Origin of the sequence: Mesorhizobium sp. Cs1321R2N1 (assembly GCF_037179725.1) — a bacterium.
GTDB lineage: Bacteria > Pseudomonadota > Alphaproteobacteria > Rhizobiales > Rhizobiaceae > Mesorhizobium > Mesorhizobium salmacidum.
Genome location: NZ_JAPYKP010000005.1, coordinates 46,250 through 72,291, shown reverse-complemented (window position 1 = coordinate 72,291; position 26,042 = coordinate 46,250). Strand labels below are relative to the sequence as shown.

37 protein-coding genes are annotated in these 26,042 nt (G+C 61.3%); all 37 read right to left on the bottom strand.

Annotated features, from left to right (window positions below; genetic code table 11):
* Nucleotides 1-153 precede the first annotated feature (153 nt).
* On the bottom strand, nucleotides 154-945 hold the full coding sequence (locus O7A61_RS02775) for an ATP12 family chaperone protein (RefSeq protein WP_337128252.1): 792 nt from the start codon (nucleotides 943-945) through the stop codon (nucleotides 154-156).
* A 12-nt stretch (nucleotides 946-957) separates the two neighbouring features.
* Nucleotides 958-1,830: a DMT family transporter gene (locus tag O7A61_RS02770; protein ID WP_337128276.1), complete on the bottom strand. Its 873-nt coding sequence runs from the start codon at nucleotides 1,828-1,830 to the stop codon at nucleotides 958-960.
* Nucleotides 1,831-1,877: 47 nt separating this feature from the next.
* Nucleotides 1,878-2,858, bottom strand: coding sequence for an RluA family pseudouridine synthase (locus tag O7A61_RS02765; RefSeq protein ID WP_337128251.1), 981 nt, complete (start codon nucleotides 2,856-2,858; stop codon nucleotides 1,878-1,880).
* Nucleotides 2,859-2,964: 106 nt separating this feature from the next.
* Nucleotides 2,965-3,339 carry a fluoride efflux transporter CrcB gene (gene crcB, locus O7A61_RS02760; RefSeq protein ID WP_337128250.1) on the bottom strand — a complete coding sequence of 125 codons (375 nt, stop codon included), beginning with the start codon at nucleotides 3,337-3,339 and terminating at the stop codon, nucleotides 2,965-2,967.
* 48 nt (nucleotides 3,340-3,387) lie between these two features.
* Nucleotides 3,388-5,055 (bottom strand): hypothetical protein, encoded by a 1,668-nt coding sequence (locus O7A61_RS02755; RefSeq protein WP_337128275.1) that lies wholly within the window; start codon nucleotides 5,053-5,055, stop codon nucleotides 3,388-3,390.
* Between the two features lie 221 nt (nucleotides 5,056-5,276).
* A complete protein-coding gene (locus tag O7A61_RS02750) occupies nucleotides 5,277-6,098 on the bottom strand; it encodes an aspartyl/asparaginyl beta-hydroxylase domain-containing protein (RefSeq protein WP_337128249.1) in 822 nt (273 codons plus the stop codon).
* Nucleotides 6,099-6,255: 157 nt separating this feature from the next.
* On the bottom strand, nucleotides 6,256-6,789 hold the full coding sequence (locus O7A61_RS02745; protein ID WP_337128248.1) for a DUF930 domain-containing protein: 534 nt from the start codon (nucleotides 6,787-6,789) through the stop codon (nucleotides 6,256-6,258).
* Between the two features lie 149 nt (nucleotides 6,790-6,938).
* Nucleotides 6,939-8,246: a replication-associated recombination protein A gene (locus O7A61_RS02740; RefSeq protein WP_337128247.1), complete on the bottom strand. Its 1,308-nt coding sequence runs from the start codon at nucleotides 8,244-8,246 to the stop codon at nucleotides 6,939-6,941.
* A 146-nt stretch (nucleotides 8,247-8,392) separates the two neighbouring features.
* Complete coding sequence (locus O7A61_RS02735) at nucleotides 8,393-9,886, bottom strand: DegQ family serine endoprotease (protein ID WP_337128246.1); 1,494 nt, start codon at nucleotides 9,884-9,886, stop codon at nucleotides 8,393-8,395.
* Between the two features lie 177 nt (nucleotides 9,887-10,063).
* Entirely contained in the window at nucleotides 10,064-10,492 is a 429-nt protein-coding gene (gene rplQ / locus O7A61_RS02730; protein ID WP_027145580.1) for a 50S ribosomal protein L17, read from the bottom strand.
* A gap of 104 nt (nucleotides 10,493-10,596) precedes the next feature.
* Nucleotides 10,597-11,607 carry a DNA-directed RNA polymerase subunit alpha gene (locus O7A61_RS02725; RefSeq protein WP_006205443.1) on the bottom strand — a complete coding sequence of 337 codons (1,011 nt, stop codon included), beginning with the start codon at nucleotides 11,605-11,607 and terminating at the stop codon, nucleotides 10,597-10,599.
* A gap of 102 nt (nucleotides 11,608-11,709) precedes the next feature.
* Nucleotides 11,710-12,099, bottom strand: coding sequence for a 30S ribosomal protein S11 (gene rpsK, locus O7A61_RS02720; protein ID WP_006205444.1), 390 nt, complete (start codon nucleotides 12,097-12,099; stop codon nucleotides 11,710-11,712).
* 141 nt (nucleotides 12,100-12,240) lie between these two features.
* A complete protein-coding gene (gene rpsM / locus O7A61_RS02715; RefSeq protein WP_337128245.1) occupies nucleotides 12,241-12,609 on the bottom strand; it encodes a 30S ribosomal protein S13 in 369 nt (122 codons plus the stop codon).
* 216 nt (nucleotides 12,610-12,825) lie between these two features.
* Nucleotides 12,826-13,422 (bottom strand): adenylate kinase, encoded by a 597-nt coding sequence (locus tag O7A61_RS02710; RefSeq protein WP_027145579.1) that lies wholly within the window; start codon nucleotides 13,420-13,422, stop codon nucleotides 12,826-12,828.
* Complete coding sequence (gene secY, locus O7A61_RS02705) at nucleotides 13,419-14,759, bottom strand: preprotein translocase subunit SecY (protein ID WP_027145578.1); 1,341 nt, start codon at nucleotides 14,757-14,759, stop codon at nucleotides 13,419-13,421. The genes O7A61_RS02710 and secY overlap by 4 nt, the downstream gene beginning before the upstream one ends.
* Before the next feature lie 193 nt (nucleotides 14,760-14,952).
* Nucleotides 14,953-15,426, bottom strand: a complete 474-nt coding sequence (gene rplO, locus O7A61_RS02700) for a 50S ribosomal protein L15 (RefSeq protein WP_337128244.1) — start codon at nucleotides 15,424-15,426, stop codon at nucleotides 14,953-14,955.
* Between the two features lie 22 nt (nucleotides 15,427-15,448).
* Entirely contained in the window at nucleotides 15,449-15,646 is a 198-nt protein-coding gene (gene rpmD, locus O7A61_RS02695) for a 50S ribosomal protein L30 (protein ID WP_006205449.1), read from the bottom strand.
* Nucleotides 15,647-15,670: 24 nt separating this feature from the next.
* A complete protein-coding gene (gene rpsE / locus O7A61_RS02690; RefSeq protein WP_032933400.1) occupies nucleotides 15,671-16,234 on the bottom strand; it encodes a 30S ribosomal protein S5 in 564 nt (187 codons plus the stop codon).
* Nucleotides 16,235-16,362: 128 nt separating this feature from the next.
* Nucleotides 16,363-16,722 (bottom strand): 50S ribosomal protein L18, encoded by a 360-nt coding sequence (gene rplR, locus O7A61_RS02685; protein WP_027145576.1) that lies wholly within the window; start codon nucleotides 16,720-16,722, stop codon nucleotides 16,363-16,365.
* A 138-nt stretch (nucleotides 16,723-16,860) separates the two neighbouring features.
* Nucleotides 16,861-17,394, bottom strand: coding sequence for a 50S ribosomal protein L6 (gene rplF / locus O7A61_RS02680; protein WP_013895694.1), 534 nt, complete (start codon nucleotides 17,392-17,394; stop codon nucleotides 16,861-16,863).
* 88 nt (nucleotides 17,395-17,482) lie between these two features.
* Nucleotides 17,483-17,881 carry a 30S ribosomal protein S8 gene (gene rpsH, locus O7A61_RS02675; protein ID WP_006205453.1) on the bottom strand — a complete coding sequence of 133 codons (399 nt, stop codon included), beginning with the start codon at nucleotides 17,879-17,881 and terminating at the stop codon, nucleotides 17,483-17,485.
* 12 nt (nucleotides 17,882-17,893) lie between these two features.
* On the bottom strand, nucleotides 17,894-18,199 hold the full coding sequence (rpsN, locus tag O7A61_RS02670) for a 30S ribosomal protein S14 (protein ID WP_010909282.1): 306 nt from the start codon (nucleotides 18,197-18,199) through the stop codon (nucleotides 17,894-17,896).
* Nucleotides 18,200-18,226: 27 nt separating this feature from the next.
* Nucleotides 18,227-18,805 (bottom strand): 50S ribosomal protein L5, encoded by a 579-nt coding sequence (gene rplE / locus O7A61_RS02665; protein ID WP_032935916.1) that lies wholly within the window; start codon nucleotides 18,803-18,805, stop codon nucleotides 18,227-18,229.
* Nucleotides 18,798-19,112, bottom strand: coding sequence for a 50S ribosomal protein L24 (gene rplX / locus O7A61_RS02660; RefSeq protein WP_006205456.1), 315 nt, complete (start codon nucleotides 19,110-19,112; stop codon nucleotides 18,798-18,800). Before rplX ends, rplE begins: the two co-directional genes overlap by 8 nt.
* 12 nt (nucleotides 19,113-19,124) lie before the next feature.
* A complete protein-coding gene (rplN, locus tag O7A61_RS02655) occupies nucleotides 19,125-19,493 on the bottom strand; it encodes a 50S ribosomal protein L14 (RefSeq protein WP_006205457.1) in 369 nt (122 codons plus the stop codon).
* Nucleotides 19,494-19,577: 84 nt separating this feature from the next.
* A complete protein-coding gene (gene rpsQ / locus O7A61_RS02650; RefSeq protein WP_010909280.1) occupies nucleotides 19,578-19,817 on the bottom strand; it encodes a 30S ribosomal protein S17 in 240 nt (79 codons plus the stop codon).
* Nucleotides 19,818-19,828: 11 nt separating this feature from the next.
* Nucleotides 19,829-20,029, bottom strand: coding sequence for a 50S ribosomal protein L29 (gene rpmC / locus O7A61_RS02645; protein WP_006205459.1), 201 nt, complete (start codon nucleotides 20,027-20,029; stop codon nucleotides 19,829-19,831).
* A 13-nt stretch (nucleotides 20,030-20,042) separates the two neighbouring features.
* On the bottom strand, nucleotides 20,043-20,456 hold the full coding sequence (gene rplP, locus O7A61_RS02640) for a 50S ribosomal protein L16 (RefSeq protein WP_006205460.1): 414 nt from the start codon (nucleotides 20,454-20,456) through the stop codon (nucleotides 20,043-20,045).
* 27 nt (nucleotides 20,457-20,483) lie between these two features.
* Nucleotides 20,484-21,209, bottom strand: coding sequence for a 30S ribosomal protein S3 (gene rpsC, locus O7A61_RS02635; RefSeq protein WP_013895697.1), 726 nt, complete (start codon nucleotides 21,207-21,209; stop codon nucleotides 20,484-20,486).
* Nucleotides 21,209-21,598 carry a 50S ribosomal protein L22 gene (gene rplV / locus O7A61_RS02630; RefSeq protein ID WP_006205462.1) on the bottom strand — a complete coding sequence of 130 codons (390 nt, stop codon included), beginning with the start codon at nucleotides 21,596-21,598 and terminating at the stop codon, nucleotides 21,209-21,211. The genes rpsC and rplV overlap by 1 nt, the downstream gene beginning before the upstream one ends.
* A 2-nt stretch (nucleotides 21,599-21,600) precedes the next feature.
* Nucleotides 21,601-21,879 (bottom strand): 30S ribosomal protein S19, encoded by a 279-nt coding sequence (rpsS, locus tag O7A61_RS02625; RefSeq protein ID WP_006205463.1) that lies wholly within the window; start codon nucleotides 21,877-21,879, stop codon nucleotides 21,601-21,603.
* A gap of 16 nt (nucleotides 21,880-21,895) precedes the next feature.
* Complete coding sequence (rplB, locus tag O7A61_RS02620; protein ID WP_027145574.1) at nucleotides 21,896-22,729, bottom strand: 50S ribosomal protein L2; 834 nt, start codon at nucleotides 22,727-22,729, stop codon at nucleotides 21,896-21,898.
* 22 nt (nucleotides 22,730-22,751) lie between these two features.
* A complete protein-coding gene (locus O7A61_RS02615) occupies nucleotides 22,752-23,045 on the bottom strand; it encodes a 50S ribosomal protein L23 (RefSeq protein WP_010909275.1) in 294 nt (97 codons plus the stop codon).
* Nucleotides 23,042-23,662 (bottom strand): 50S ribosomal protein L4, encoded by a 621-nt coding sequence (gene rplD / locus O7A61_RS02610; RefSeq protein WP_015317984.1) that lies wholly within the window; start codon nucleotides 23,660-23,662, stop codon nucleotides 23,042-23,044. The genes O7A61_RS02615 and rplD overlap by 4 nt, the downstream gene beginning before the upstream one ends.
* Nucleotides 23,662-24,384 (bottom strand): 50S ribosomal protein L3, encoded by a 723-nt coding sequence (gene rplC, locus O7A61_RS02605; protein WP_023757978.1) that lies wholly within the window; start codon nucleotides 24,382-24,384, stop codon nucleotides 23,662-23,664. The genes rplD and rplC overlap by 1 nt, the downstream gene beginning before the upstream one ends.
* A gap of 61 nt (nucleotides 24,385-24,445) precedes the next feature.
* The gene (rpsJ, locus tag O7A61_RS02600; RefSeq protein ID WP_010909272.1) at nucleotides 24,446-24,754 is read right to left on the bottom strand and encodes a 30S ribosomal protein S10; all 309 of its coding nucleotides are present in this window, start codon (nucleotides 24,752-24,754) and stop codon (nucleotides 24,446-24,448) included.
* 69 nt (nucleotides 24,755-24,823) lie between these two features.
* Nucleotides 24,824-25,999 (bottom strand): elongation factor Tu, encoded by a 1,176-nt coding sequence (tuf, locus tag O7A61_RS02595; protein ID WP_013895701.1) that lies wholly within the window; start codon nucleotides 25,997-25,999, stop codon nucleotides 24,824-24,826.
* Nucleotides 26,000-26,042 lie beyond the last annotated feature (43 nt).

Here is a 26,042-nt window from a genome sequence, read left to right as displayed (position 1 = left end):
CGATGCTGTGCGCCAACGTCAGCGTTCTCCTCCGAACGCAGACTCAAAACACAGCCAGCACATGAAAAATGGCAGAAAGCGCCGGGGAAAGGCACCGCGACGATGGGATTATGACTTTGGTATTAGGTGCAGTGCGAAGGCGGAGCGAAGCGCTCAGGTCCGCAGCGCTTCGAGCAAGCTGACCGCGGCCATCATGTCTCGTTTGCGGGCGGCACGACGCGCGACTGCTTCGGCGTCCTGTCCCCAATGCGCAATCTGCCAGTCCTCGTCGACATGGCCGGCGGCCCAGGCCTCCTCGCCGTCGAGCTCGCCGAAATCGACCGCCAACGCCAGCAATGCCGAGCCGGTCAGCGATGTCATGACATGAATGGCGGCCAGGCGCAGCGGCTCGTCGCGCTGCGCCAGGTGGCTGCCCAGCACGGCAATGGTTTCGCGCGGCTGCTCGACATGGATAATACCCTCGGCAAGGTTGAAGCGAACCCCAAGCGCGGCGCGTGCCCAGTCGATGACGGGATCCCACTGTTCGTTCTGCCGCTCGACCAGCCCTTGCGGGGCATCGGCGCGGTAACAGAGCAGATCCGACGAGGCAAACCGCAGAATGTCTTCCAGCACCGCCTGCGGATCGCTGGCCACGCCATCGATGGCGGTGTTGACCAGCCGCATCACCGGCATCGTCACCGGATTGATCGTCTCGCCCTGTTCCGCGAACTCGCCGGCAACCAGTGTCGCGGCCGCCTCGGTCGGCAGCGCCAGCAGCGCCTTGCCCGGCGTGCGCACCGGCCTGCCGTCGAGTTGCACCGCAAAACCAGCTTCCACCGGCACGACCGAGACCTCCTTGTAGAAGCGCTTGGGCAGCGGCGTCTTCATCTGGATCTGGGCGCGACGTACCGGATCCGGATCGGAAAGATACTTGCCCGCTTCAAGGTCGTTGAGGATATCACGCATGAAGTCTCTTTCTCACACCGGTGTCAGCTTGCGTGCCGGCCGGTTGACGATGATCAGCCCCGCCGCAATCAAGCCAAGTGCTAGAAAAATGCGAATGGTCAGCGGCTCGTTCAAGATGATCGCACCGCATAAAACACCGAAGACCGGCGACAGGAAGGTGAAGCTCGACAGCCCTGAGGCCGGATAGCGGCGCAGCAGCCAGAACCACAGCACGTATGTAAAGGCGACGATATAGATTGCCTGGAAAAGCAGCGCCAATGTCGGCAGCAAGGCTGGATCGCGAACGGGTGGGCCCGCGAGAGGCATTACCAACACGCCAACGATCGCCGCGCCGGCGAGTTGATAGAGCAGCAGCTTCTCCGCGCTTGCCTCGACCAGTTTCGATCGTTTGATGAGGATATTGGTCAGGGCCCAGAAAAACCCGGAACCAAGGCTCAGGAGATCGCCGAACAGCATGTCTCCGGTACCGCCGAGCTTGTCGGAAAAAACGGTGGCGAGACCCGCGAAAGCCAACAGCAGGCCAAGGAACTTGCGCGCGGTGATCTGTTCGCCAAGCAGAAAGTGGCCGCCGATCAGCATCCAGAACGGCATTGAGTTGACCAGCAGCGTGTTGCGGGCAACGGTGGTGTGCTCCAGCCCGACATAGAGGCAAAGGAACTCGACGCCGAAAAGCACGCCGACCGCGATGCCGGCCAGCAATGTCCCATCCCTGGTGAACAGCGCAATGCCGCGCCAGCGGCACCAGAGGAAGACGCAGAAGCCGCCGATGACCGAGCGTGCGATTGACAGGAAGACGGGGTCGTAGCCGGCGTAGGAGATCTTGGCGGCGACGTAATTCAGGCCCCAGGAGAAGGTCAGCCCGACCATGATGGCGGCGGCGGCCATATCGACCGTGTCGCGCCGATCGAGCGCGTCGGTGGCGCCGCTCACGGTCAATCCTCCGCGCTGGCGTCGTCGAAGCCGATCAGGTTCCAGCTCTGGCGCATGTGCGGCGGCATCGGCGCGGTGACGTCGATGACGCCCTTGTCCGGGTGCGGGATAATGATGCGGCGCGCGTGCAGGTGCAGGCGGTTTTGAATGCCGCCGGGAAAATCCCAGTTGGTGTCGGCTTCGAAGTATTTCGGGTCGCCGATGATCGGGCAGCCGATATAGGCGGCATGGACGCGGAGCTGGTGGGTGCGGCCCGTATAGGGCTCCATCTCCAGCCAGGTCATGGTCTGCGCCGCCTGCTCGATGATGCGGTAGTAGGACACGGCATGGTCGGCGCCCTTTTCACCATGCGCGGCCACGCGCACGCGGTCGCCGTCCTCTGTCGGCTCCTTGATCAGCCAGGTCGAGATCTTGTCCTCGCGCCTGGGCGGCACGCCTTTGACCAACGCCCAGTAGGTCTTCTTGGTTTCTCGCGCCCGGAACGCCTCGGAGAGCTTCATGGCGGCAAGCCTGGTACGGGCGACAACCAGTACGCCTGACGTATCGCGGTCGAGCCGATGCACCAGCCGCGGCTTCTCGCCCTTCTGGCTGCGCCAGGCTTCCAGCATGTCGTCGACATTGCGCGTGACGCCGGAGCCGCCCTGAACGGCGAGGCCCGCCGGCTTGTTGAAGACGAAGACCTTCGGGTCCTCATGGAGCAGCATCTTGGCGAGCACATCGGCGTCGCCCTGGTTGCGGATCGAGTGGCCCGTGAGCGCGCTCTCGCCCTTCTTGTCCACCTCGAGCGGCGGCACACGCACCACCTGGCCCGGCTCGACGCGGGTGTCGGTCTTGACCCGGCCGCCATCGACGCGGATCTGGCCGGAGCGCAGCAGCTTCTGCAGATGGCCGAAGCCAAGTCCCGGGAAATGCGTCTTGAACCAGCGATCGAGCCGCATGCCCGCCTCGCCTGCCTCCACCGTGATCTGTTCAACGCCTGCCATGTTTCTTCGCTATCCGTTTTCCCGAGCAGGGCTCTTGGCCTGCGCTTGGCGCGGCAATAGCACTAATGCATGCCGCCCAAAACCATAAAGCATGCCATGGCGTGGTTTATGGCAGGCTTCTTGCGAGCCAAAGTCCCAGAAACAGGGCAATGATCGCGCCAATGACGCTTGCAAGCGCGTAACCGAACGCAGGCAGCGTGGCTCCCCGTTCCCACAGCGCCGCGAAATCGAGCGAAAAGGCGGAAAATGTGGTGAAGCCTCCGAAGATGCCGGTGGCGACGAATAGTCTGAGCTCGTTTGATCCGCCGCGACGCGCCAAAATGGCGATGAACAACCCCATCGCAAAGGAGCCGATGATGTTGATCGCCATCGTGCCCCAGGGATAGTTGGGGCCGACGAGGCGCAGCGCGCCCATACTAGTCAGATGGCGGATGCCTGCACCGATACCGCCGCCGACCATAACGAGAAGCAGATTGAACATGGAAGTTTACTGCCTCACACGGTAGTCTCGGTCAATGCCGATCGACCGTCACCACTCAGGCGTTGTCCAGCTTGGATATTTCTTCCTGAATTCGCCATACAGGGCATCGATTTCCGGTTTGCTGACCGGACGCATCTGTTCGTAGAGATAGCCGGTAACGTTGCCCGACAGCTGGTATTCCGCAATGCGTCTGTATGCGGCTCCGATGCCTTTCCCCTGAACAATGTATTGCGCAGGCATTGTAATGCAGATCTGCGCACCCGGCTGCAGGTGGGTCACTGGCGGATCGGTTACAACAATATATCTGGACTTCAACGGTTCCACGCGGAATTGGTCGCGGCTGTCAACCTGGCAAGACAAGGTAAGGTGGGGAAAAAGATCGGGATTCATAACAAACAGCAGCGAATCACTCATCACCGAGCTTGAGGCGAATACGGAGAAACGGTCTCCGGATCTCGTTTTGTTGACGAGATCATCAATGAGGCGTTTATATTCTTCCAAATTGTCAAGCCGAAGAGGGAGCGTTGCTTCCCTGGCGAAGACGAAGCTGACCGGCGACAGCCATTGGCGGCCGACCGGAAAAAGGGTGCCGAAATACGCAAATCCGGCGACAACGGCTATGGCGACGGTTGACCATCGCGATCTCAGTGCCGGCATCGAAACGATGGCAACAATTGCCTGGGCGTATGCAGGAAAGAGCCAAAGAAAAAGTGGCATCGAATGATGCCGATCCAGGTCCTGCGTGCGGGTAAAAAGAAGAAACGTGAGTATGGAGGCCACGACGCAGAACAGGGAAAAATTATTGCGACGTATGATAGAGTAGTAAATTCCTACAACAATCAGCAGCCAGTTCACGTAGCTGAGACGAGATTCTATTTGGTCGACTTGGGAGACGAAGGTCGTCCTGTATCCGCTGTAAAGGTCGCCATAGCTGGTTTCCAGGATCCTGGCGATCAGGGGCAGCTGGAAATTCCATGCGGTTCCAAGAATAACGAGAATTGCACAGGCACCTCCTAACGCGGCTTTCCAGAGGGTCGGTATGTTTCGGTCCTTCGCGACCTGCAACAAGCAAAAGAACGCCGCGGAGAGCATTATCCCCATCGCACCATATGCATACCAACGGCGCAGCATGAACGCCGACCACAGACACACGCCGACGCAAATCCCGCTGATCACCGGTTCGCGGGTCAGGAACTTTGATCTCCAAAGAAAATACGTTGCCGCGGCAAGCGTGAAACAGCCGGCAATATCAGGTAACCCGCGAAGCGTCGCCGCCCAGAACGGAGTGTAGAGAAAGGCCGCAATCCAGACGGAGACCCAGCCTCGGGACGGCGACGTCTTGGAGACAGCCTCCAGGTAGCTCATTCTCGCTATGAAAAGGACTGTGGGAACCAGATAGACCGTGACTATTCCGATGATGAATGGAAGCCTTGAACCTCCAAAAAGCACATAGAACGGCAGCAACGGCACCAAAATTGCCAAACCGTAATCATCCGTCTGGATAGAGAGGCCCAATCGATTCAGGCACTTGAGAGGGCTCTCAACCAAGAGAGCACCGAGTTGATTAAATCCGTTGAAATAAGCAATAAAGTCCCAGTAATAGACTTTCTCTTCAAGATTTAAATAAACGACACAGAAGAAGATTCCTATCAATGCGCTACAGAGATAGGTCCCGGCCCAAAATCGGAATGCTTTGTTCTCCGTCAACCGACCCACCCAAGGAAGCCACAGTGAAGAAATAGGCATTTAAACGCATTGGCGCCGCCAGCGTACGCTAAAAAAATTACCGCTTGGATAAATTTTCAGAGACAGGATCTCATAAATTCCAATGTTCAAAATGCATACTAAGATGGTGCGAGCGGCCACCAAAATGCCGCTCCTTGCGCAGAAAGTGGCTGCGCTGCCGGCGGACCAGGCAGCTTCAGCCGCTCTTCAGATCAGGTGGTTTTCGGCTTGGTCGAGCCAATCATCTTCCAGTTCTTGTAGAACATCGAATTGATGCGCTCGACGCTCACCGACACGACCGCAAGCATGCCAGCGATCAGGCGGGGCACCGGGGACGGCCTGATAATATCCATGAACACGCAGTAGCGGCGGCCATCATATTCGTTGACCGAGCGATGCAGCAGCGTGTCGTCGAAAATGAACTGCGGATTGTCGTACCAGTAGTTCTTGACGTTGCCGCATTCGACGAAGATCTCAGCTTTCACCGGAATCAGATTGTAGAGGATGCGCAGGCTGAGCCGCAGCGGCCCGAAATGCCAGGAGGTCGATTCGCGCTTGCTGAAGACGGAAACGGCGATCGTCTTGATGTACTTGAAATCCTTGTTGAATTCCTCGACGTTGTCTATTCTGTGCTTGCCGTACCACTGGTAGACATACATGCCGCGCCGGCCGGCGCCGAAATTGGCGTCGATGTCGGCGATGATCTCGTCCTTGCGCGCCTTGAAGACATCAAGGACCTCGTTGACCTCACGCTGATAGTCGGCGGGAAACTGCTCCAGCTTCCACACGCCCGGATTTCTGTAGCACAGAAGATCGACCAGCAGGTTGAAGGGTGAGAGCAACCAGGTGAAGAGCCCGTTGCCAAGGAAGTAGCCGCTGAACAGCGCCAGATCCTTCCTGTCGTTGCGCAGCACATCGATCAGACCACAGACGATGAAGATCGTCGTCAGGATCGGGATGAAATAGAAGCCAAGGGCAAGAAGCGGGATGGCAATAGCGAATTTGCGAAGTGATTTGCGAAGGGTTTTTGTCATTTTTCCACGCGCGAAGCGCGATCCTGTTGCGAATGAGGTGCCCAAATCATGGCAACGGCCACCGCCCGACCGTGCGCCTTGATAAGGTTTTTTGGGTCACCGCACAACGGCCATGGTATCCGGCCGGGCTGGCTGCCTGGTGGAGCTTGCCGGGCTGTCAATGCACCGCTGGCAAGCCAAGCTCGTCCCATTTGTCCCTGGCCACGGGATCGCCGACCAGAAACTCAAAGCCAACGACGCTTTCGCCGTCCTGTGCGAGCTGGCATTTGAACTTCAGACTGTACCAGTTTTTACGGCTGCGGAAAGCCGCACCATCGGCGGCGATCGTCGTGCCGGTGATCTTTTCCTCGGCGGTTGCGTAGGGCACCACCCGCTCCGGCTGGAAATCCGCATGCCATTGGCGGATTTGATCCATGGCCTCCAGATTGCAAAGCTGCACCATGCGCTCGTCGGATGCGAAGGTCTTGAGATCGGCGCGCGCCTGCCTGCTGCGCGGATCGGCCAGGGTCTTGGCCGACAGCATCCGCGTCGGGCGAATCATGGCAGGCGCGGCGGGCGGTTGAGTTTTGGGCGGGTTCGAAGCAGGCGGTGGCTCTGCCGTCCGCGCCTCCGGTAGCGCCGCAGCGGCGGAGGCCGGCGGTGGTTTCGCCGATGCCTCGAACTGTTCAGGCGTCAGGATGTCGACCGACACCCGCTCTTCCTCCAGCCGGTTCGGCCGCTTCGGCAACGGCATCAATGCCAGTGTCGCGGCGAACAGTGTATGGAGGACGACCGAAGTTGAAATGCCCCAGGACGAAGCCTCGTCCCGAAGCGTGACGACCACCGGGCCACGCAAACCGGTTATTCCCGCTCTTTGCGCAGCTTTGCCCAGTAGTCGAGCCGCTTTCTGATATCGCGCTCGAAACCACGCTCGGGCGGATCGTAAAAGGTCTGTCGACCCATCTTTTCGGGAAAATAGTTCTGGCCTGAAAAGGCGTCCGGCTCATCATGGTCGTAACGGTAGCCGGCGCCGTAGTCCTCCTCTTTCATCAGCTTGGTCGAAGCGTTGAGAATACGCTTGGGCGGCAGCAGCGAGCCATGTTCCTTCGCGGCCCGCGTGGCTGCCTTGAAGGCCGTATAGACGGCGTTGGATTTGGGCGCGGTGGCGAGATAGACGGTGGCCTCGGCGAAAGCGAGTTCGCCCTCTGGAGAGCCGAGATAGTCATAGGCATCCTTGGCGGCGTTGGCGATGACCAGTGCCTGCGGATCGGCCAGCCCGATGTCTTCCATCGCCATGCGCACAAGCCGGCGGCCGAGATAGAGCGGATCCTCGCCAGCATCGAACATGCGCGCGAGATAGTAGAGCGCGGCATCGGGATCCGAGCCGCGCACCGACTTGTGCAGCGCCGAGATCAGATTGTAATGGCCGTCTTGGCCCTTGTCGTAGATCGGCGCACGGCGCTGGACGATGCGCTGCAGCCCTTCGGGATCGAATATCTCGCCAGGCTTGGCGGCACGCCAGACTTCCTCGGCCAGCGTCAGCGATGCGCGCCCGTCGCCATCGCTCATGCGGATCAGCATCGCCCGCGCCTCGTCATCGAGCGGCAGCGCCCTGCCCTCGGTCTCCTCCGCCCGCACCATCAGCTTTGCGATGCTGTCTTCGCCGAGCGAATGGAAGACCATGACCCGCGCGCGCGATAACAAGGCCGCATTGAGTTCGAAGGACGGGTTTTCAGTGGTGGCGCCGACCAGGACGACCGTCCCATCCTCCATGACGGGGAGAAAAGAATCTTGCTGGGCACGGTTGAAGCGGTGAATCTCGTCGACGAAAAGCAGGGTTTGGCGGCCGTTGGCGCGGCGCAGCTTGGCCGCCTCGAACACTTTCTTCAGATCGGCGACGCCGGAAAAGACGGCCGATATCTGCTCGAAGGCGAGGCTGGTCTCGCCGGCGAGCAGCCTCGCCACCGTGGTCTTGCCGGTGCCGGGCGGCCCCCAGAAGATCATCGAGCCCAGCGAACCGGAGCCGATCAGCCGGGTCAGCGCGCCATCGGGGCCCGTCAAATGCTCCTGGCCGACGACCTCGCCAAGGTTCTTCGGACGCAACCTGTCGGCCAGCGGCCGCCCGGGCGGCACTTTTTCCGGTTCGTCGACGCTGAACAGATCGGCCATGCACTTCCTCAGAGCAATTCCAGGAAAAGCGTGAAGCGGTTTTCCGTCCGGAATTGCGTCAAAACAAGGAGATAGAGCAGATCGGCGTTTCGGCAAAACGCTGATCCGCTCTAAGTTTGAAGCGCGATCCCTTCAGGGGCTCGAACTCAGTAACGCAATACCTGGCGCAGTATCTGCCCGCCGCGCTCGACGGTAAAGCGCCACCAGCGCGTATCCTGCTGGGCTACCTGCGCCAGCGTTGCGGCGGTGTCGATGCTGGTGCCGTTGACCTCGCGCACGACGTCGCCCGGCTGGAAGCCGAAATCGGCGGCCGGCGAATCACGGTTGATGTCGATCACGGTCACGCCCTTGAGATCGGTGCGCAGGCCAAGCTTCTGAGCAAGCCGCGGCGATAGTTCCGAGACCTTGGCGCCCGAGAACGGGCTGCGGCCATGCAGCGTCACTTCCGAGGCTTTTGCCCCCTCCGGCGCGCGCTCCAGCGCGATATCCAAGGCTGCTTGCTGGCTCTTGGTCAGGATCGCGAAATTCGCCTTGGCACCGATCGACAGCGTCGCCATGCGATAGTCCAGCGCCTCGATGCTCTCGACCGGCTTGCCGTTGATCTGCAGCACGACATCGCCCGGCTTCAGCCCTGCCTTGCCAGCGGGACCCGTCGCGTCGACCGAGGAGACCAGCGCTCCAATTGGCTTTTCCATGCCGAGCGATTCGGCGATCTGCGGCGTCACCGCTTCGAACTCAGCGCCGATATAGGGCCGTTCGAAGAAATCGAGGCCGGCCTTGGCGGCATCGGCGAAAGCCCGCACCATGTTGGCGGGGATGGCAAACCCGATACCGATCGAGCCGCCGCTGCGGCTGTAGATGGCGGTGTTGATGCCGACAAGTTGGCCGCCCATATTGATCAGCGCACCGCCGGAATTGCCGGGATTGATGGCGGCATCGGTCTGGATGAAATAGCCAGAATCCGAAACGCCGATATGGCTGCGAGCAAGGGCGGAAACGATACCGTTGGTGGTGGTCTGGCCGACACCGAAGGGATTGCCGATGGCCAGCACCAGGTCGCCGACCTCGAGCGCGTCGGAATCGCCGATGGCGATGACCGGGAACGGCTTGTCGGATTCGATCTTGAGCACGGCCAGATCGAGCGTCTCGTCCTTGAGCATCACCTTGCTGGTGAATTCACGGCCGTCGGCGGTCGCCACCTTGACCTCGTCGGCGTCCTTGATGACATGGAAATTGGTGACGATCACACCGCTCGAATCGACCAGCACGCCCGAGCCCAGCGAAGACTGCGCACGCGGCTGGGCGCGGCCGAAAAATTCCTCGAAGAAGGGATCGCCTTCGAAAGGCGACGTCACCTTGGCCGTCTGCGAGGCATAGACATTGACCACGGCCGGCGCCGTCTGCTTGACCAGCGGCGCGAAGGAAAGCTGGACCTCCTCGCGGCCGAACGGCACGCGCTTGTCCGGACCGGAAGTGGCATTTTCGCCTTCGACGCCATGCAACAAGTCGGTCAGCACATCGGAGAGCCCCGGATCGGCTGGCTTGGCGGCGTCCTCGGCCAGCGCCTGCCGGACTGCCGGTGCGGCTGCGAACACCATGAAGGCGCAGAGCAGAACAAGGGACAGTTTTTTGGCGCGCATTGCGAATCCTCCAAGCGAGTTCGGGCGCATTGTCCCGACGAATGTGCAAAATGAAAGGCTAAGCCGCTGAAATCCGATTATTTTCGCGGCAATCAATATTTTTGGGTACGCCTTTGCGCGCGGAATATGAAAAAGGGGCCCGCAGGCCCCTTTAAATCAATCTGGAAAGACGAAACTTTATGCGGCTGCGGCTTCGTCCGTGCCTTCGGCTTCGATGCGGGCGCGGTCGCCGGCGCCCTTGGCCGAGGTGTCGCGGTCGACGAACTCGATGACCGCCATCGCGGCATTGTCGCCGTGACGGAAGCCGGCCTTCATGATACGCAAATAGCCGCCGTTGCGGGTGGCGTAGCGCGGGGCGATGGTATCGAACAGACGCTTGACGACGCCTTCATTGCCGATCTGCGCGATCACCTGGCGGCGGGCGTGCAGGTCGCCGCGCTTGCCGAGCGTCACCAGCTTCTCGACGATGGGACGCAGGTCCTTCGCTTTCGGCAAGGTGGTGACGATCTGCTCGTGCTCGAGCAGCGACACCGCCAGGTTGGCGAACATCGACTTGCGGTGGCTTATGCTGCGGGCGAAGCGGCGGCCTTTGAAACCGTGGCGCATGGCTCTTTTCCTTCTTCAGTTGTTCAAGAGGCCACGGCCCCTGATGGTTTTCCGCACGACCGTCGGATCGAGCGGCTCACGCCGCCGATCCTTGGAGTTCATGCTCAATATTGGTCTTCGTAACGCTTTGCGAGGTCTTCGATGTTTTCCGGCGGCCAGTCCGGCACTTCCATACCGAGGTGCAGGCCCATCGCCGCCAGAACTTCCTTGATCTCGTTCAGCGACTTGCGGCCGAAGTTCGGGGTGCGCAGCATCTCGGCTTCGGTCTTCTGGATGAGATCGCCGATGTAGACGATGTTGTCGTTCTTCAGGCAGTTGGCCGAACGCACCGAAAGCTCGAGTTCGTCCACCTTCTTGAGCAGCGCCGGATTGAAGGCGAGCTCGGTGACGGCTTCCGCGGCGACTTCCTTCTGCGGCTCGTCGAAGTTGACGAACAGGCCAAGCTGGTCCTGCAGGATGCGGGCGGCGAAAGCCACCGCATCCTCGCCCGAGATCGAACCGTCGGTCTCGATGGTCATGGTCAGCTTGTCATAGTCGAGAACCTGGCCCTCGCGGGTGTTCTCGACCTTGTAGGAGACCTTCTTGACCGGCGAATACAAGCTATCGACCGGGATCAGGCCGATCGGCGCGTCTTCGGCGCGGTTGCGCTCCGCAGGCACATAGCCCTTGCCGGTGTCGACGGTGAATTCCATGCGGATTTCAGCGCCTTCGTCCAGCGTGCAGATGACGTGGTCGGGGTTGAGGATCTCGACGTCGCCAACCGTCTGGATGTCGCCGGCCAGAACCGCGCCCGGGCCCTGCTTGCGCACGACCATGCGCTTGGGGCCATCGCCTTCCATGCGGATGGCGATTTCCTTGATATTCAAGACGATGTCGGTCACGTCCTCGCGCACGCCGGCGATGGACGAGAATTCATGCAGAACACCGTCGATCTGCACGGCGGTGACAGCCGCACCGCGCAGCGAAGACAGAAGCACGCGGCGCAGCGCGTTGCCGAGCGTCAGGCCAAAGCCGCGTTCGAGCGGCTCGGCGACCAGCGTGGTCAGCGTCTTCTTCTTCGACGAGAACTCGATCTTGTTCGGCTTGATCAGTTCCTGCCAATTTTTCTGGATCATGATGCTTTCCTTCCGTTGACCCGCCACCATCCAATCGTGGCGGGCGACCTGGAATACCGTGGAGGAGCGCCCCGGGCGCTCACGCGGCGTTCGATAAATTGCTTAGACGCGGCGCTTCTTGCGCGGGCGGCAGCCATTGTGCGGGATCGGCGTCACATCACGGATCGAGGTGATGGTGAAGCCGGCCGCCTGCAGGGCCCGCAGCGCCGATTCACGACCGGAGCCAGGTCCGCAGACCTCGACTTCGAGCATGCGCATGCCGTGTTCCTGGGCCTTCTTGGCAACGTCCTCGGCAGCCATCTGGGCGGCGAACGGGGTCGACTTGCGCGAACCCTTGAAGCCCTGGGCACCGGCCGACGACCAGGCGATCGAATTGCCCTGCGCGTCGGTGATGGTGATCATCGTGTTGTTGAAGGTCGAATTGACGTGGGCAACGCCCGACGAGATGTTCTTGCGTTCGCGGCGGCGAACACGTGCGGCTTCCTTGGCCATGGTAGTCCTTTCAGTTGATCTCTACACCGCCGTAATGCCAGCGGCTCCACCTGGAAACGTGAATAGTGAATTGGTGAGTAGTGACGAGGTGCAGGCGTTAACGCCGGTTCTCACTACTCACTAACAGCTACTCACTCCCAATTACTTCTTCTTGCCGGCGATCGACTTGGCCGGGCCCTTGCGGGTACGTGCATTGGTGTGCGTGCGCTGACCGCGAACCGGCAGCGAGCGGCGGTGACGCAGGCCGCGGTAGCAGCCGAGATCCATCAGACGCTTGATGTTCATCGACACTTCGCGGCGCAGGTCGCCTTCGACCTGGAAATCGCGGTCGATGGTCTCGCGGATCTGCAGCACTTCCGCGTCGGTCAGCTGGTTGACGCGGCGCTCGGCCGGGATGCCGACCTTGTCGACGATCTCCTGGGCGAACTTCTTGCCAATGCCGTGAATGTACTGAAGCGCGATGACGACGCGCTTGTTGGTCGGAATGTTGACGCCGGCTATACGAGCCATGTTCTTCTCTTCTCCATATGGGCCGGTCAACCCTCAAAAAGGCAGATCCGGCGCTATCCACATTGCCCCGCGTCCGGTGGAGGCCGGCCCTTGCGGGAGTTTCCAGTTCAAAGCGACTGCCTTGCCCTTGCGGACAAGCAAAGTGCGCACCTGATAGGAAGACGGGCCGCCATACCGCAGCGAGCCGCCTCCGTCAAGCTTAATCTTTAAATTCCCTTACCGCGCCTTCGCGGCCGCCACGACCACGGCTTCGATCTCCGCGGTCACCGCGTCGATACTGGCCATGCCGTCCACGGTCTTGAGCTTGCCCTTGGCGTAATAGTAGCCGGTCAGCGGAGCGGTTTTCTTGTAGTACTCCCGCAGGCGCTCTTCGAACACAGCGGGATTGTCGTCCTTGCGCACTGGCTGGCCAGCCGCCTTGGCATCATCGGCGCGCTTGACGATCCGACCGACCAGGGCCCTGTCGTCGACGACAAGTTCGATGACCGTATCGAGACCAATGCCGCGCTCCAAGAGCATCGATTCAACCGCATCGGCCTGCACCAGCGTACGCGGATAACCATCGAGGATGAAACCCCTGGCGCAGTCGGCCTGATCAATACGCTCAGCGACGATGGCGTTGACGATGGTGTCCGAGACCAGCTCGCCGGCATCCATCACCGCCTTGGCGCGCTTGCCGACCTCGGTACCCGCCTGGACGGCGGCACGCAGCATGTCACCCGTCGAGAGCTGGGGTATGCCGTGTTTTTCTACCAGTCTTTGTGCTTGTGTCCCCTTGCCCGCCCCCGGCGGCCCAAGCAAAATCAACCTCATCTGGCTTTCTTCCCCCCGCGCAGCTTCGACTTCTTGATCAGCCCTTCATACTGGTGCGCGATCAGGTGACCCTGAATCTGCGCAACCGTATCGAGCGTGACACTGACCACGATCAGAAGCGATGTGCCACCAAGGTAGAATGGTACGCCAGTCGCCGAGATCAGGAACTCCGGCAGCAGGCACACCAGCACCAGGTAGATGGCGCCGACGACGGTGATGCGGGTGAGAACGTAATCGATGTAGTCGGCGGTGCGCTCGCCCGGGCGGTAGCCCGGGATGAAGCCCGAATGCTTCTTGAGCTGGTCGGCGGTGTCCTTCGGATTGAAGACAATCGCAGTGTAGAAGAAGGCGAAGAACACGATCATCGCCGCGTAGAATGCCATGTAGAGCGGCTGGCCGTGGCCGAGCGAGGCCAGGATGGTGCTCGCCCAGGCCGGCATGTTGGTCGTCTGCGAGAAGCCGGCGACGGTGGCCGGCAGCAGGAGCAGCGACGACGCGAAGATCGGTGGGATGACGCCCGACGTGTTGAGCTTGAGCGGCAGGTGCGAGGTATCGCCCTGGAACATGCGGTTGCCGACCTGGCGCTTCGGATACTGGATCAGCAGGCGGCGCTGGGCGCGCTCGAAGAAGACGATGAGCGCGATGACGACAATGGCCAGCACGATGATCGCCAGGATCAGGCCGGTCGACAGCGCGCCGGTGCGGCCAAGTTCCAGCGTGCCGGAAATGGCACGCGGCAAGCCGGCGACGATGCCGGAGAAGATGATCAGTGAAATGCCGTTGCCGATGCCGCGCGCGGTGATCTGTTCGCCAAGCCACATCAGGAACATGGTGCCGCCGACCAGCGTAACGACGGTCGAGAGACGGAAGAACATGCCGGGATCATTGACGATGCCGTTACCGTTCTCCAGCCCGACCGAAATACCATAGGCCTGCACCAGCGCCAGGAGCACGGTGCCGTAGCGCGTGTATTGGTTGATGACCTTGCGGCCCTGCTCGCCTTCCTTCTTCAGCCCTTCCAGCGAGGGAATGACAGAGGTCATCAGCTGCATGATGATGGAGGCGGAGATATAGGGCATGATGCCGAGCGCGAAGATCGCCATGCGCTGCACGGCACCGCCGGCGAACATGTTGAACATGCCGAGCACGCCCTTGCTCTGCGAGGAGAAGGCCTGGGCGAAGGCGTCGGGATTGATGCCGGGAAGCGGGATGTAGGTGCCGAGGCGATAGACGAGCAACGCGCCGATGGTGAACCAGATGCGCTTCTTCAGGTCCTCCGCCTTGGCAAAGGCCGAGAAATTCAGATTCGAGGCTAGTTGTTCAGCAGCCGAAGCCATGCCTGATTCTCCGCTTGGTAACGCTTGATGGCCCGTGGGGTCAGGCGGTGCGTTTCACCGAAGCTCACGAGATAAGCTCCGGGCTGTAAACATGCAAGCGGCCGCGTTGACGCGGCCGCTAAATTGAGCAGATCAAAGCGCGATCGAAAGCAAAAACGAATGCCACTCTTGCCGACCGCGCTTCAAATTGCCGTTACTCGGCAGCTGCCTTTTCCGGCAGCTTGACCGAACCACCGGCCTTTTCGATCTTCTCGATCGCGGCCTTGGAGGCGCCGGCGACGTCGAAGGCAAGCTTGGCCTTGAGCTCGCCGTCGGACAGCACGCGCACGCCATCCTTGACGCGACGGATGACGCCGGCGGCGACAAGCGTTTCGGCCGTCACGATTGCCTTGACGTCAAGCTTCTTGGCATCGACGGCTTCCTGGATGCGGGCCAGCGAGACGACAACGAAGCTCTTGGCGAAGATGTTGTTGAAGCCACGCTTCGGCAGGCGCCGGTAGAGCGGCATCTGGCCACCCTCGAAGCCGTTGACGGCAACGCCGGAGCGCGCCTTCTGGCCCTTGACGCCGCGACCGGCGGTCTTGCCGGAACCTGAGCCGATGCCACGGCCGAGACGCTTCTTGGAGTGCGTCGCGCCGTCCTTGTCACGCAGATCGTTGAGTTTCATCTTGCTTCTCCTGCGCTTTGGCTCAGCCCTCGTCCACGACGCGGACGAGATGCTGGACGGCAGCGATCATGCCGCGCACGGAGGGCGTATCCTCCAGCGTGCGCTGCTTGTGCATCTTGTTGAGGCCGAGGCCGACCAGCGTCGCGCGCTGTTCCTTTGGACGGCGGATCGGCGAGCCGATCTGCTCAACGGTGATGGTCTTGGTTGCTTTCTTGGCCATGGTCAAAATCCCTGGTCAGGTCGACTATTCTTCAGCCGCAACGGCGGTGCCGCGGCGGGCCTGAAGGGTCGAATACTTGATGCCGCGCGCCGCAGCCACATCCTTGGGATGCATCTGGCTCTTCAGCGCGTCGAAGGTGGCGCGAACCATGTTGTAGGGGTTCGACGAACCCATCGACTTGGCAACCACGTCATGCATGCCGAGCGTCTCGAAGACGGCGCGCATCGGGCCGCCGGCGATGATGCCGGTACCCTGCTTGGCGGCGCGCAGCAGCACGCGGCCCGCACCCCAGCGTCCCTCGACGTCATGATGCAGCGTGCGGCCCGAGCGCAGCGGCACGAAGATCATGTCGCGCTTGGCGGATTCGGTTGCCTTGCGGATGGCTTCCGGCACTTCGCGCGCCTTGCCGTGACCAAAGCCGACACGGCCCTTCTGGTCGCCGACTACGACGAGTGCGGCGAAGCCGAAGCGGCGGCCACCCTTGACGACCTTGGCGACGCGATTGATGTGGACGAGCTTGTCCACCATGCCGTCATCGCGCTCTTCACGCTCGCGGCCGCGGCCGCCTTCCCTACGTTCCTGTGCCATATCCTGTTCCTTGTTCTTTTCCGGAAGCACGGGTTGCTGATTGCTGATGCCGCTTTTGGGTCATCAGCGGTGAACTTCTCCTTTGCATGATCTTGTCCGAAAAGTCTGCAACTTTTCGGGATCATGCATTAGAAGCTGAGACCGCCTTCGCGGGCAGCCTCGGCCAGCGCCTTGACGCGGCCGTGATAGATGTACGGGCCACGGTCGAAGACGACTTCCTTGATGCCGGCCTTGGTGGCGCGCTCGGCGATCAGCTTGCCGATCGCGGCGGCGGCGGCGGTGTCGGCGCCGGTCTTGAGCGAACCCTTGAGGTCCTTCTCGAGCGTCGAGGCGGCAGCGATAGTGTGCCCCTTGGCGTCGTCGATCACCTGGACGTAGATGTTCTTCGATGTGCGGTGCACAGAAAGGCGCGGACGCTCGCCGGCGACTTTCTTGATCTGGCGGCGGACGCGTTGCGCACGGCGCTGGATGGCTTCCTTGGTACCCATGATGTCTTCCTTGCCTTCAAAAAACGGGGGCCGCCATATGCGGCAGGCGAAGCGCCTCCCGCGACCGCTCCCCGCGGCGTTACACTTCCGTGGCCTAGCCCTGTCCGAAAAGTCTGTAACTTTTCAGGGCCAAGCAGACTACTTCTTCTTGCCTTCCTTGCGGACGATCTTCTCGCCGGCGTAACGGACACCCTTGCCCTTGTAAGGCTCGGGACCGCGGTATTCGCGGATTTCCGCGGCAACCTGGCCGACCTGCTGCTTGTCGATGCCGGCCACGGTGATTTCGGTCGGCTTCGGCACGGTGATCGTGATGCCGGCCGGCGTCTCGTAGACGACATCATGGCTGAAGCCAAGAGCCAGCTGCAGGTTCTTACCCTGCAAGGCAGCGCGATAGCCGACGCCGGTGATCTCGAGCTTCTTCTCGAAGCCGTCCTTGACGCCCTGCAGGATGTTGACGATCTGCGTGCGCGACATGCCCCACTTGGAGCGAGCTGTCTTGGTCTGGTCGCGGGGCTGGACAGCGATCTCGCTGCCTTCCATCTTGACCAGCACTTCGTCGTTCACCACGAACTTAAGCTCGCCCTTGGGGCCCTTCGCCGTCACGGTCTGGCCGTTGACGGTCGCGGTCACGCCCTGCGGCAGCGAAACGGGTTTCTTTCCAATACGAGACATTTTGTTGTCCTCGTCACTTCTCTTGTTTCAGGTCTCTGTCTTCGGAACGATCCGAAGACCGGATTCCAATTTGCGGTGAGCTGCCAGATCAGAAGATCTGGCAGAGGATCTCGCCGCCGACGTTCTGCTCGCGTGCTTCGTGGTCGGCCATCACGCCCTTCGGCGTCGAAAGGATGGCGATGCCGAGGCCGTTGGCGACGTGCGGGATCGACTTGGCCGAAACGTAAACGCGGCGGCCGGGCTTCGAAACGCGGGCGATTTCGCGCACGACCGGAGCACCGTCGAAATACTTCAGCTCGATTTCGATCTCGGACTTGCCGTTGTCGAAGTCGGTCTGGCTGTAATCGCGGATATAGCCTTCAGCCTTCAGCACGTCGAGGACGCGGGTGCGCAGACGCGAGGCCGGCGTCGAGACACTCGACTTCTTGCGGCCATAGGCGTTGCGGATGCGGGTCAGCATATCGCCGAGAGGATCGCTCAATGACATGTTATGTCCTCCTTACCAGCTCGACTTGACCAGGCCCGGGATCTGGCCGTTATTGCCGAGATCCCGAAGCGCGATGCGCGATACTTTGAGCTTGCGATAGTAGGCACGCGGACGGCCAGTGACTTCGCAGCGGTTGCGGATGCGGATCTTGGCCGAGTTGCGCGGCAGGGCAGCAAGCTTCAGCTGAGCGCGGAAGCGCTCTTCCATCGGCTTGGACTGATCCATGATGATCGCTTTCAGCGCGGCGCGCTTGGGACCGTACTGGTCGGCAAGCTTGCGGCGCCTGTTGTTCTTCTCGACTGAGCTGGTCTTTGCCATTTCAGATTTTTCCTTTTCTCGCTGCCGTTACTGGCGGAAGGGGAAGTTGAAAGCCTTGAGCAAAGCCCTGGCTTCGTCGTCCGTCTTCGCCGTCGTACAAACGATGACGTCCATGCCCCAGATCTGATCAACCTTGTCGTAGTTGATCTCCGGGAACACGATGTGTTCCTTGATGCCCATAGCGTAGTTACCACGGCCATCGAAGCTCTTCGGATTCAATCCGCGGAAGTCGCGGACGCGCGGCAGCGCAATGTTCACGAGGCGATCGAGGAACTCGTACATGCGTTCCTTGCGCAGCGTGACCTTGGCGCCGATCGGCATCTTCTCGCGAACCTTGAAGCCCGCGATCGAATTGCGGGCGCGGGTCACGACGGCCTTCTGGCCGGCGATCATCGCCAGGTCCTCGGCCGCGACCGAAGGCTTCTTCGAATCGGCGGTCGCTTCCCCCACACCCATGTTCAGCACGATCTTGTCGATGCGCGGAACCTGCATCTCGTTGTCGTAGCCGAATTGCTCCTGCAGCGCCTTGCGGATGGTCTCGTTGTAGACCTGCTTGAGGCGCGGCGTGTTGTTGGCAGTCGCCTGCTTGGTTTGAGCCTTAGCCATTGATGACTTCTCCCGAGCGCTTGGCGACGCGCACCTTCTTGCCGTCCTTCTGGAAGATGAAACCGACGCGGGTCGGCTTGCCATCCTTCGGGTCGGCCAGCGCGATGTTCGACAGTTGGATCGGCGCTTCCTTGGTGATGATCCCGCCCTCTTGGGACTGGGACTGCTTCTGGTGACGACGGATCATGTTGACGCCGCGCACCAGTGCGGTGTCATCCTTCGGCTGAACCGAGAGGACTTCGCCCGAACGGCCCTTGTCCTTGCCGGCCAGCACGACGACCTTGTCGCCTTTTCTAATCTTTTGCATTGGTCCGGCTCCTTACAGCACTTCAGGCGCGAGCGAGATGATCTTCATGTGGTTCTTGGCGCGGAGTTCGCGCGGAACCGGTCCGAAGATACGCGTGCCGATCGGCTCTTTCTTGTTGTCGACGAGAACGGCCGCGTTCTTGTCGAAACGGATCACGCTGCCGTCCGGGCGGCGGATGTCCTTGGCCGTGCGAACCACGACCGCCTTCATCACATCGCCCTTCTTAACGCGGCCGCGCGGAATGGCTTCCTTGATCGACACCACGATGATGTCGCCCACGGAAGCGTATTTCCGCTTCGAGCCGCCCAGCACCTTGATGCACATGACACGACGCGCGCCGGAATTATCCGCCACGTCGAGGTTTGTTTGCATCTGAATCATGACTGGCCGCCTTCTTCTTTTCTAACGGGACGGGCTCGAAGCCCCTCCCCGGTCTGTCCAAAATTCGTTGTTTACGCCCGGAGGTCAGGCTTGGTCCGAGGACACGACGATCCAGCGCTTGTCCTTGGAAATCGGCTTCGATTCCTGGATGAACACCTGATCGCCGACCTTGTGGGCGTTGTTCTCGTCGTGCGCCTTGTACTTCTTGGTCATGCGCACGGTCTTCTTCATCACGGGATGCGTGAAGCGCCGTTCGACCTTGACGACAACCGTCTTCTCGTTCTTGTCGCTGACGACGGTGCCCTGCAGAATGCGCTTTGGCATGGTTTTCGTCCTTAAGCCTTCTTGGCCGCGGACTTTTCCGCAGCGATGGTCTTGATACGCGCAATGTCCTTGCGAACCTGCCTCACGCGCGCGGTCTTCTCGAGCTGGCCGGTGGCCTTCTGGAAGCGCAGGTTGAACTGCTCCTTCTTCAGGCTGGCCAGGTCGTCGGTCAGCTGGTCCTGGGTCTTGGTCCGGATGTCTTCGGCTTTCATGATCAGCCCGTCCTTATTCTGCGATGCGCTGTACGAAGCGCGTCCTGACCGAGAGCTTGGCCGCGCCGAGACGCAGCGCCTCACGGGCGGTTTCTTCATTGACGCCGTCGATCTCGAACATGATGCGGCCCGGCTTGACGCGCGCCGCCCAGTAGTCGACCGCGCCCTTGCCCTTGCCCATGCGGACTTCGGTCGGCTTCGACGTTACCGGCACATCCGGGAAAATACGGATCCAGACGCGGCCGGCGCGCTTCATTTCGCGAGTGATCGCGCGGCGGGCCGCCTCGATCTCACGCGCGGTGACGCGGTTCGGCTCAAGCGCCTTCAGCCCGAAACCACCGAAATCCAGGTTGGTGCCGCCCTTTGCGGTACCATGGATACGGCCCTTGAACTGCTTGCGGAACTTTGTGCGCTTTGGCTGCAGCATCGTTCTAACTCCAAATTCCTAAATGTCTCAGGCGTTTTCGCGACGACGACCGCGTTCGCGATCACCACCACCACCATGCGCAGCATCACCCTCGGTCGCACGACGCTCCGAAGCCATCGGATCGTGCTCGAGGATCTCGCCCTTGAATACCCAGACCTTGACGCCGCAAATGCCGTAGGCCGTGTTCGCCTCGGCCGTGCCGTAGTCGACATCGGCGCGCAGCGTATGCAGCGGCACGCGACCTTCACGGTACCATTCCATGCGCGCGATCTCGGCGCCGCCAAGGCGGCCGGCGCAGTTGATGCGGATGCCTTCGGCACCGAGGCGCATGGCCGACTGCACGGCACGCTTCATGGCGCGGCGGAACGCGATGCGACGCTCGAGCTGCTGGGCGATCGACTGGGCGACCAGGGTCGCGTCGATTTCCGGCTTGCGCACTTCGACGATGTTGAGGTGCGTCTCGGACTTCGTCATCTCCATCAGCTTCTTGCGAAGCTTCTCGATGTCGGCGCCCTTCTTGCCGATGATCAGACCCGGGCGCGCGGCATGGATGGTGACGCGGCACTTCTTGTGCGGACGCTCGATCACGACCTTCGAGATCGCGGCCTGCTTGAGCTCCTTCTCAAGATACTTGCGGATCTTGATGTCCTCATGCAGCAGCTTGCCGTACTCGCCGGTGTTCGCGAACCAGCGCGAATCCCAGGTGCGGTTGATGCCGAGGCGAAGACCGATCGGATTGACTTTCTGACCCATTATGCGGCCTCCCCTTTTTCTTCGACTTCACGAACCACGATCGTGAGGTGCGAGAACGGCTTCTCGATACGGCTGGCGCGACCACGGCCACGAGCGTGGAACCGCTTCATGACGATTGACTTGCCGACATAGGCTTCCGCCACGATCAGCGCATCGACGTCGAGGTCGTGGTTGTTTTCCGCGTTGGCGATTGCCGATTCCAGCGTCTTCTTGACCGTGCCGGAAATCCGCTTGGCCGAGAATTCGAGATCGGAAAGCGCTGTCGCGACCTTCTTGCCGCGGATCAGCGCGGCAACCAGGTTCAGCTTCTGCGGGCTGATACGGATCGTGCGCAACACGGCGCGCGCTTCGTTGTCAGCAAGCCTGCGCGGAGCTTTGGCCTTGCCCATGATTATTTCCTCTTCGCCTTCTTATCCGCGCCGTGACCGTAATAGGTCCGCGTCGGAGCGAATTCACCGAACTTGTGACCGACCATGTCCTCGTTCACCGAGACGGGAACGTGCTTCTGGCCGTTGTAGACACCGAAGGTGAAGCCGACGAACTGCGGCAGGATGGTGGAGCGACGGCTCCACATCTTGATCACCTCATTGCGACCACCTTCACGAACCTTATCCACCTTCTTGAGAAGGTAGCCGTCGATGAAGGGGCCTTTCCAAATAGAACGAGTCACTTGGCGTTACCTCTTCTTAGCTCTTGCGCTGATGGCGCGAGCGCAGGATGAACTTGTCGGTCGCCTTGTTGGACCGCGTCTTCTTGCCTTTGGTCGGCTTGCCCCACGGGCTGACCGGATGGCGGCCACCGGAGGTGCGGCCTTCGCCGCCGCCGTGCGGATGGTCGACCGGGTTCATGGTCACGCCGCGATTGTGCGGACGCTTGCCACGCCAAACCGTGCGGCCGGCCTTGCCATCGTTGATGTTGCCGTGGTCCGGATTGGACACGGCACCGACGGTGGCCATGCAGGAGCCGTGAACGACACGCTGTTCGCCCGAGTTGAGGCGCAGGATCGCCATACCCTGGTCGCGGCCGACCAGCTGGCCGTAACCACCTGCCGAACGGGCGACCTGGGCGCCCTTGCCCGGCTTCAGCTCGATGTTGTGGACGATGGTGCCGACCGGCATCGAGGCCAGCGGCATCGCATTGCCCGGCTTCACGTCGACCGCTTCGCCTGCCACGATCTTGTCGCCGGGAGCCAGACGCTGCGGAGCGATGATGTAGGACAGCTCACCATCATCATACTTGATCAGCGCGATGAAGGCGGTGCGGTTCGGATCATATTCGATGCGCTCGACCGTGCCGACAACGTCGAACTTGCGACGCTTGAAGTCGATGATGCGGTACGAACGCTTGTGACCGCCGCCGATGAAGCGGGCCGTGATGCGGCCGTGATTGTTGCGGCCGCCCGATTTGGTCAGGCCTTCGGTCAGGCCCTTGACGGGCTTGCCCTTGTAGAGGCCCGAGCGGTCGACGATGACCAGCTGGCGGGTGCTCGGCGTTATCGGGTTGAATTTCTTAAGTGCCATTGTCCTGTCCTCGCGGCCTTGCTCAGAGACCCGTCGCGACGTCGATCGACTGGCCGTCGGCCAGCGTCACGATCGCCTTCTTGACGTCGCTCTGGCGGCCGATCGTGCCGCGGAAGCGCTTGATCTTGCCCTTGCGGACAAGCGTGTTCACGGCCATCACCTTGACGCCGAACAGCGCTTCGACGGCGGCCTTGATTTCCGGCTTCGACGCCTTCTTGGCGACGTTGAAGACGACCTGGTTCTGCTCGGAGGCCATGGTCGACTTTTCGGTGATCGCCGGCGAGACGATCACGTCGTAGTGACGAAGGTCGGTCATTTAAAGCGCTCCTCGAGAGCCTCGACGGCGGCCTTCGAAAGGACCAGCGTGCCGCGGCGCAGAATGTCGTAGACGTTGATGCCCTGGATGGGCAGCACGTCGATGTTGGGGATGTTGGTGGCTGCCAGCTTGAAGTTCTTGTCAAGCTCGGCACCGCCAATCACCAGGGCGTTGGTCAGGCCCAGCGTCGCGAAATTCGCGATCAGCGCCTTCGTCTTGGCTTCGGTCAGCTTCAGCTCGTCGATGATGATGATCGATGCGCTCTTGGCCTTGGCCGAGAGAGCATGCTTGAGACCAAGCGCACGAACCTTCTTGGGCAGTTCATGCTCGTGGCTGCGAACGACCGGGCCGTGGGCCTTGCCGCCGCCGCGGAACTGCGGAGCGCGTGCCGAGTGGTGACGGGCGCGGCCCGTACCCTTCTGCTTGTACATCTTGGCGCCGGTGCGCGCGATTTCGGCGCGGCCCTTTGCCTTGTGCGTGCCCTGCTGCTTCTTGGCAAGCTGCCAGCGCACGACGCGCTGCAGGATGTCTTCGCGCGGATCAAGGCCGAAAATTCCGTCGGAAAGTTCCACCTTGCCGGCGTCTTTACCGCCGAGCGTTGTGATCTTGAGATCCATTATTCCGCTCCCTCTGTGGCCGGAGCCTCGTTCTTCGCAGCTGCCGCAACAGCGCGGATCGCGGCGGGCTTCGGCGCATTGGCCGGCAGCGCCACCTTGGCCGCGTCGCGGACCAGGATCCAGGCGCCCTTCGATCCGGGAACCGCACCGCGGATCAGGATCAGGCCGCGGTCGGCGTCGGTCGAGACGATCTCGACATTCTGCGTGGTGACGCGGGTGTCGCCCATGTGGCCAGCCATATGCTTGCCCTTGAACACCTTGCCCGGGTCCTGACGCTGGCCAGTCGAACCGTGAGTACGGTGCGAGACCGAGTTACCGTGCGTCGCACGGCCACCACCCATGTGGTGGCGCTTGATGACGCCCTGGAAACCCTTGCCGATCGTCGTGCCCGTCACGTCGACCTTCTGGCCGGCGACAAAGTGCTCGACGGTGATCTCGGCGCCAACATCGATCATGTTGTCGGCGGAGACGCGGAACTCGGCAACCTTCGCCTTCGGCTCGACGGAAGCGGTCGCGAAATGGCCGCGCATCGCCTTCGACGTGTTCTTCACCTTGGCGAGGCCAACGCCGAGCTGAACGGCGGTGTAGCCATTCTTCTCCTGCGTGCGCTGTGCCACGACCTGGCAGTTCTCCATCTGGAGAACGGTGACGGGAACATGTTCCCCGGCATCATTATAGATGCGGGTCATTCCCACCTTCTTTGCAATCACACCTGAACGCATCGGTTCAATTCCTTTAGAGTTCCGGGCCAGGGACACCGCCCCCTACCGCGCTCTCATTCCCTTAGAGCTTGATCTCGACGTCGACGCCGGCGGCCAGATCGAGCTTCATCAAAGCATCGACGGTCTGCGGGGTCGGATCGACGATGTCGAGCAGACGCTTGTGCGTGCGCATCTCGAACTGCTCGCGGCTCTTCTTGTCGACGTGAGGCGACCGGTTGACCGTGAACTTTTCGATCCGCGTCGGCAGCGGAATGGGGCCGCGGACGTTTGCACCGGTGCGCTTGGCCGTCGACACGATTTCCTTCGTCGAGGCGTCGAGCACGCGGTGGTCAAACGCCTTCAGGCGGATGCGGATATTCTGTCCGTTCATGCGTCACTTCCTTGTTCTGGCGCGGCGCGGGCAACTGCGGCGCCCGCGACAGATCGGTTTAAGTCCAAATTACTCTTTGATGGTGACGACGATGCCGGCACCGACGGTGCGGCCGCCTTCACGGATGGCGAAGCGCAGCTTCTCTTCCATGGCGATCGGCACGATCAGCTCGACATCGACCGTGATGTTGTCGCCGGGCATCACCATCTCGGTGCCTTCCGGCAGCGACACGATGCCGGTCACGTCGGTCGTGCGGAAGTAGAACTGCGGACGGTAGTTGGTGAAGAACGGCGTGTGACGGCCACCTTCGTCCTTGGTCAGGATGTAGGCTTCGGCCACGAACTTCTTGTGCGGCTTCACCGTGCCGGGCTTCGCCAGAACCTGGCCGCGCTCGACACCTTCACGGTCGACGCCGCGCAGCAGCGCGCCGATGTTGTCGCCGGCCTGGCCCTGATCGAGCAGCTTGCGGAACATTTCGACGCCCGTGCAGGTCGTCTTGGTCGTCGGACGGATGCCGATGATTTCCAGCTCCTCGCCGACCTTGACCACGCCGCGCTCGACGCGGCCGGTCACCACCGTGCCGCGGCCCGAGATCGAGAACACGTCCTCGATCGGCATCAGGAACGGCTTGTCGAGCGGACGAACCGGCGTCGGGATGTAGGCGTCGACCTGAGCCATCAGCTCGCGGATCGCGTCCTCGCCGATCGTTTTGTTCGAATCCTCAAGCGCCGCCAGCGCCGAACCCTTGACGATCGGAATGTCGTCGCCGGGGAATTCGTTCTTCGACAAAAGCTCGCGAACCTCGAGCTCGACCAGTTCGAGCAGCTCGGCGTCGTCGACCTGATCGACCTTGTTCAGGAACACCACGATCGACGGCACGCCGACCTGACGGGCAAGCAGGATGTGCTCGCGGGTCTGCGGCATCGGGCCGTCGGCGGCCGACACGACCAGGATCGCGCCATCCATCTGCGCGGCACCGGTGATCATGTTCTTCACATAGTCGGCGTGGCCGGGGCAGTCGACATGCGCGTAGTGGCGGTTGGCCGTCTCGTATTCGACGTGAGCCGTCGAGATCGTGATGCCGCGCGCCTTCTCTTCCGGCGCCGCGTCGATCTGGTCATAGCGCTTGTATTCGCCAAAATACTTGGTGATCGCAGCCGTCAGCGACGTCTTGCCATGGTCGACGTGACCAATCGTGCCGATGTTCACATGAGGCTTAGTGCGCTCGAATTTACCTTTTGCCATGTGATGTCTCCATTTCCTGCTCGCCCATGCGGGCTTTGAATTG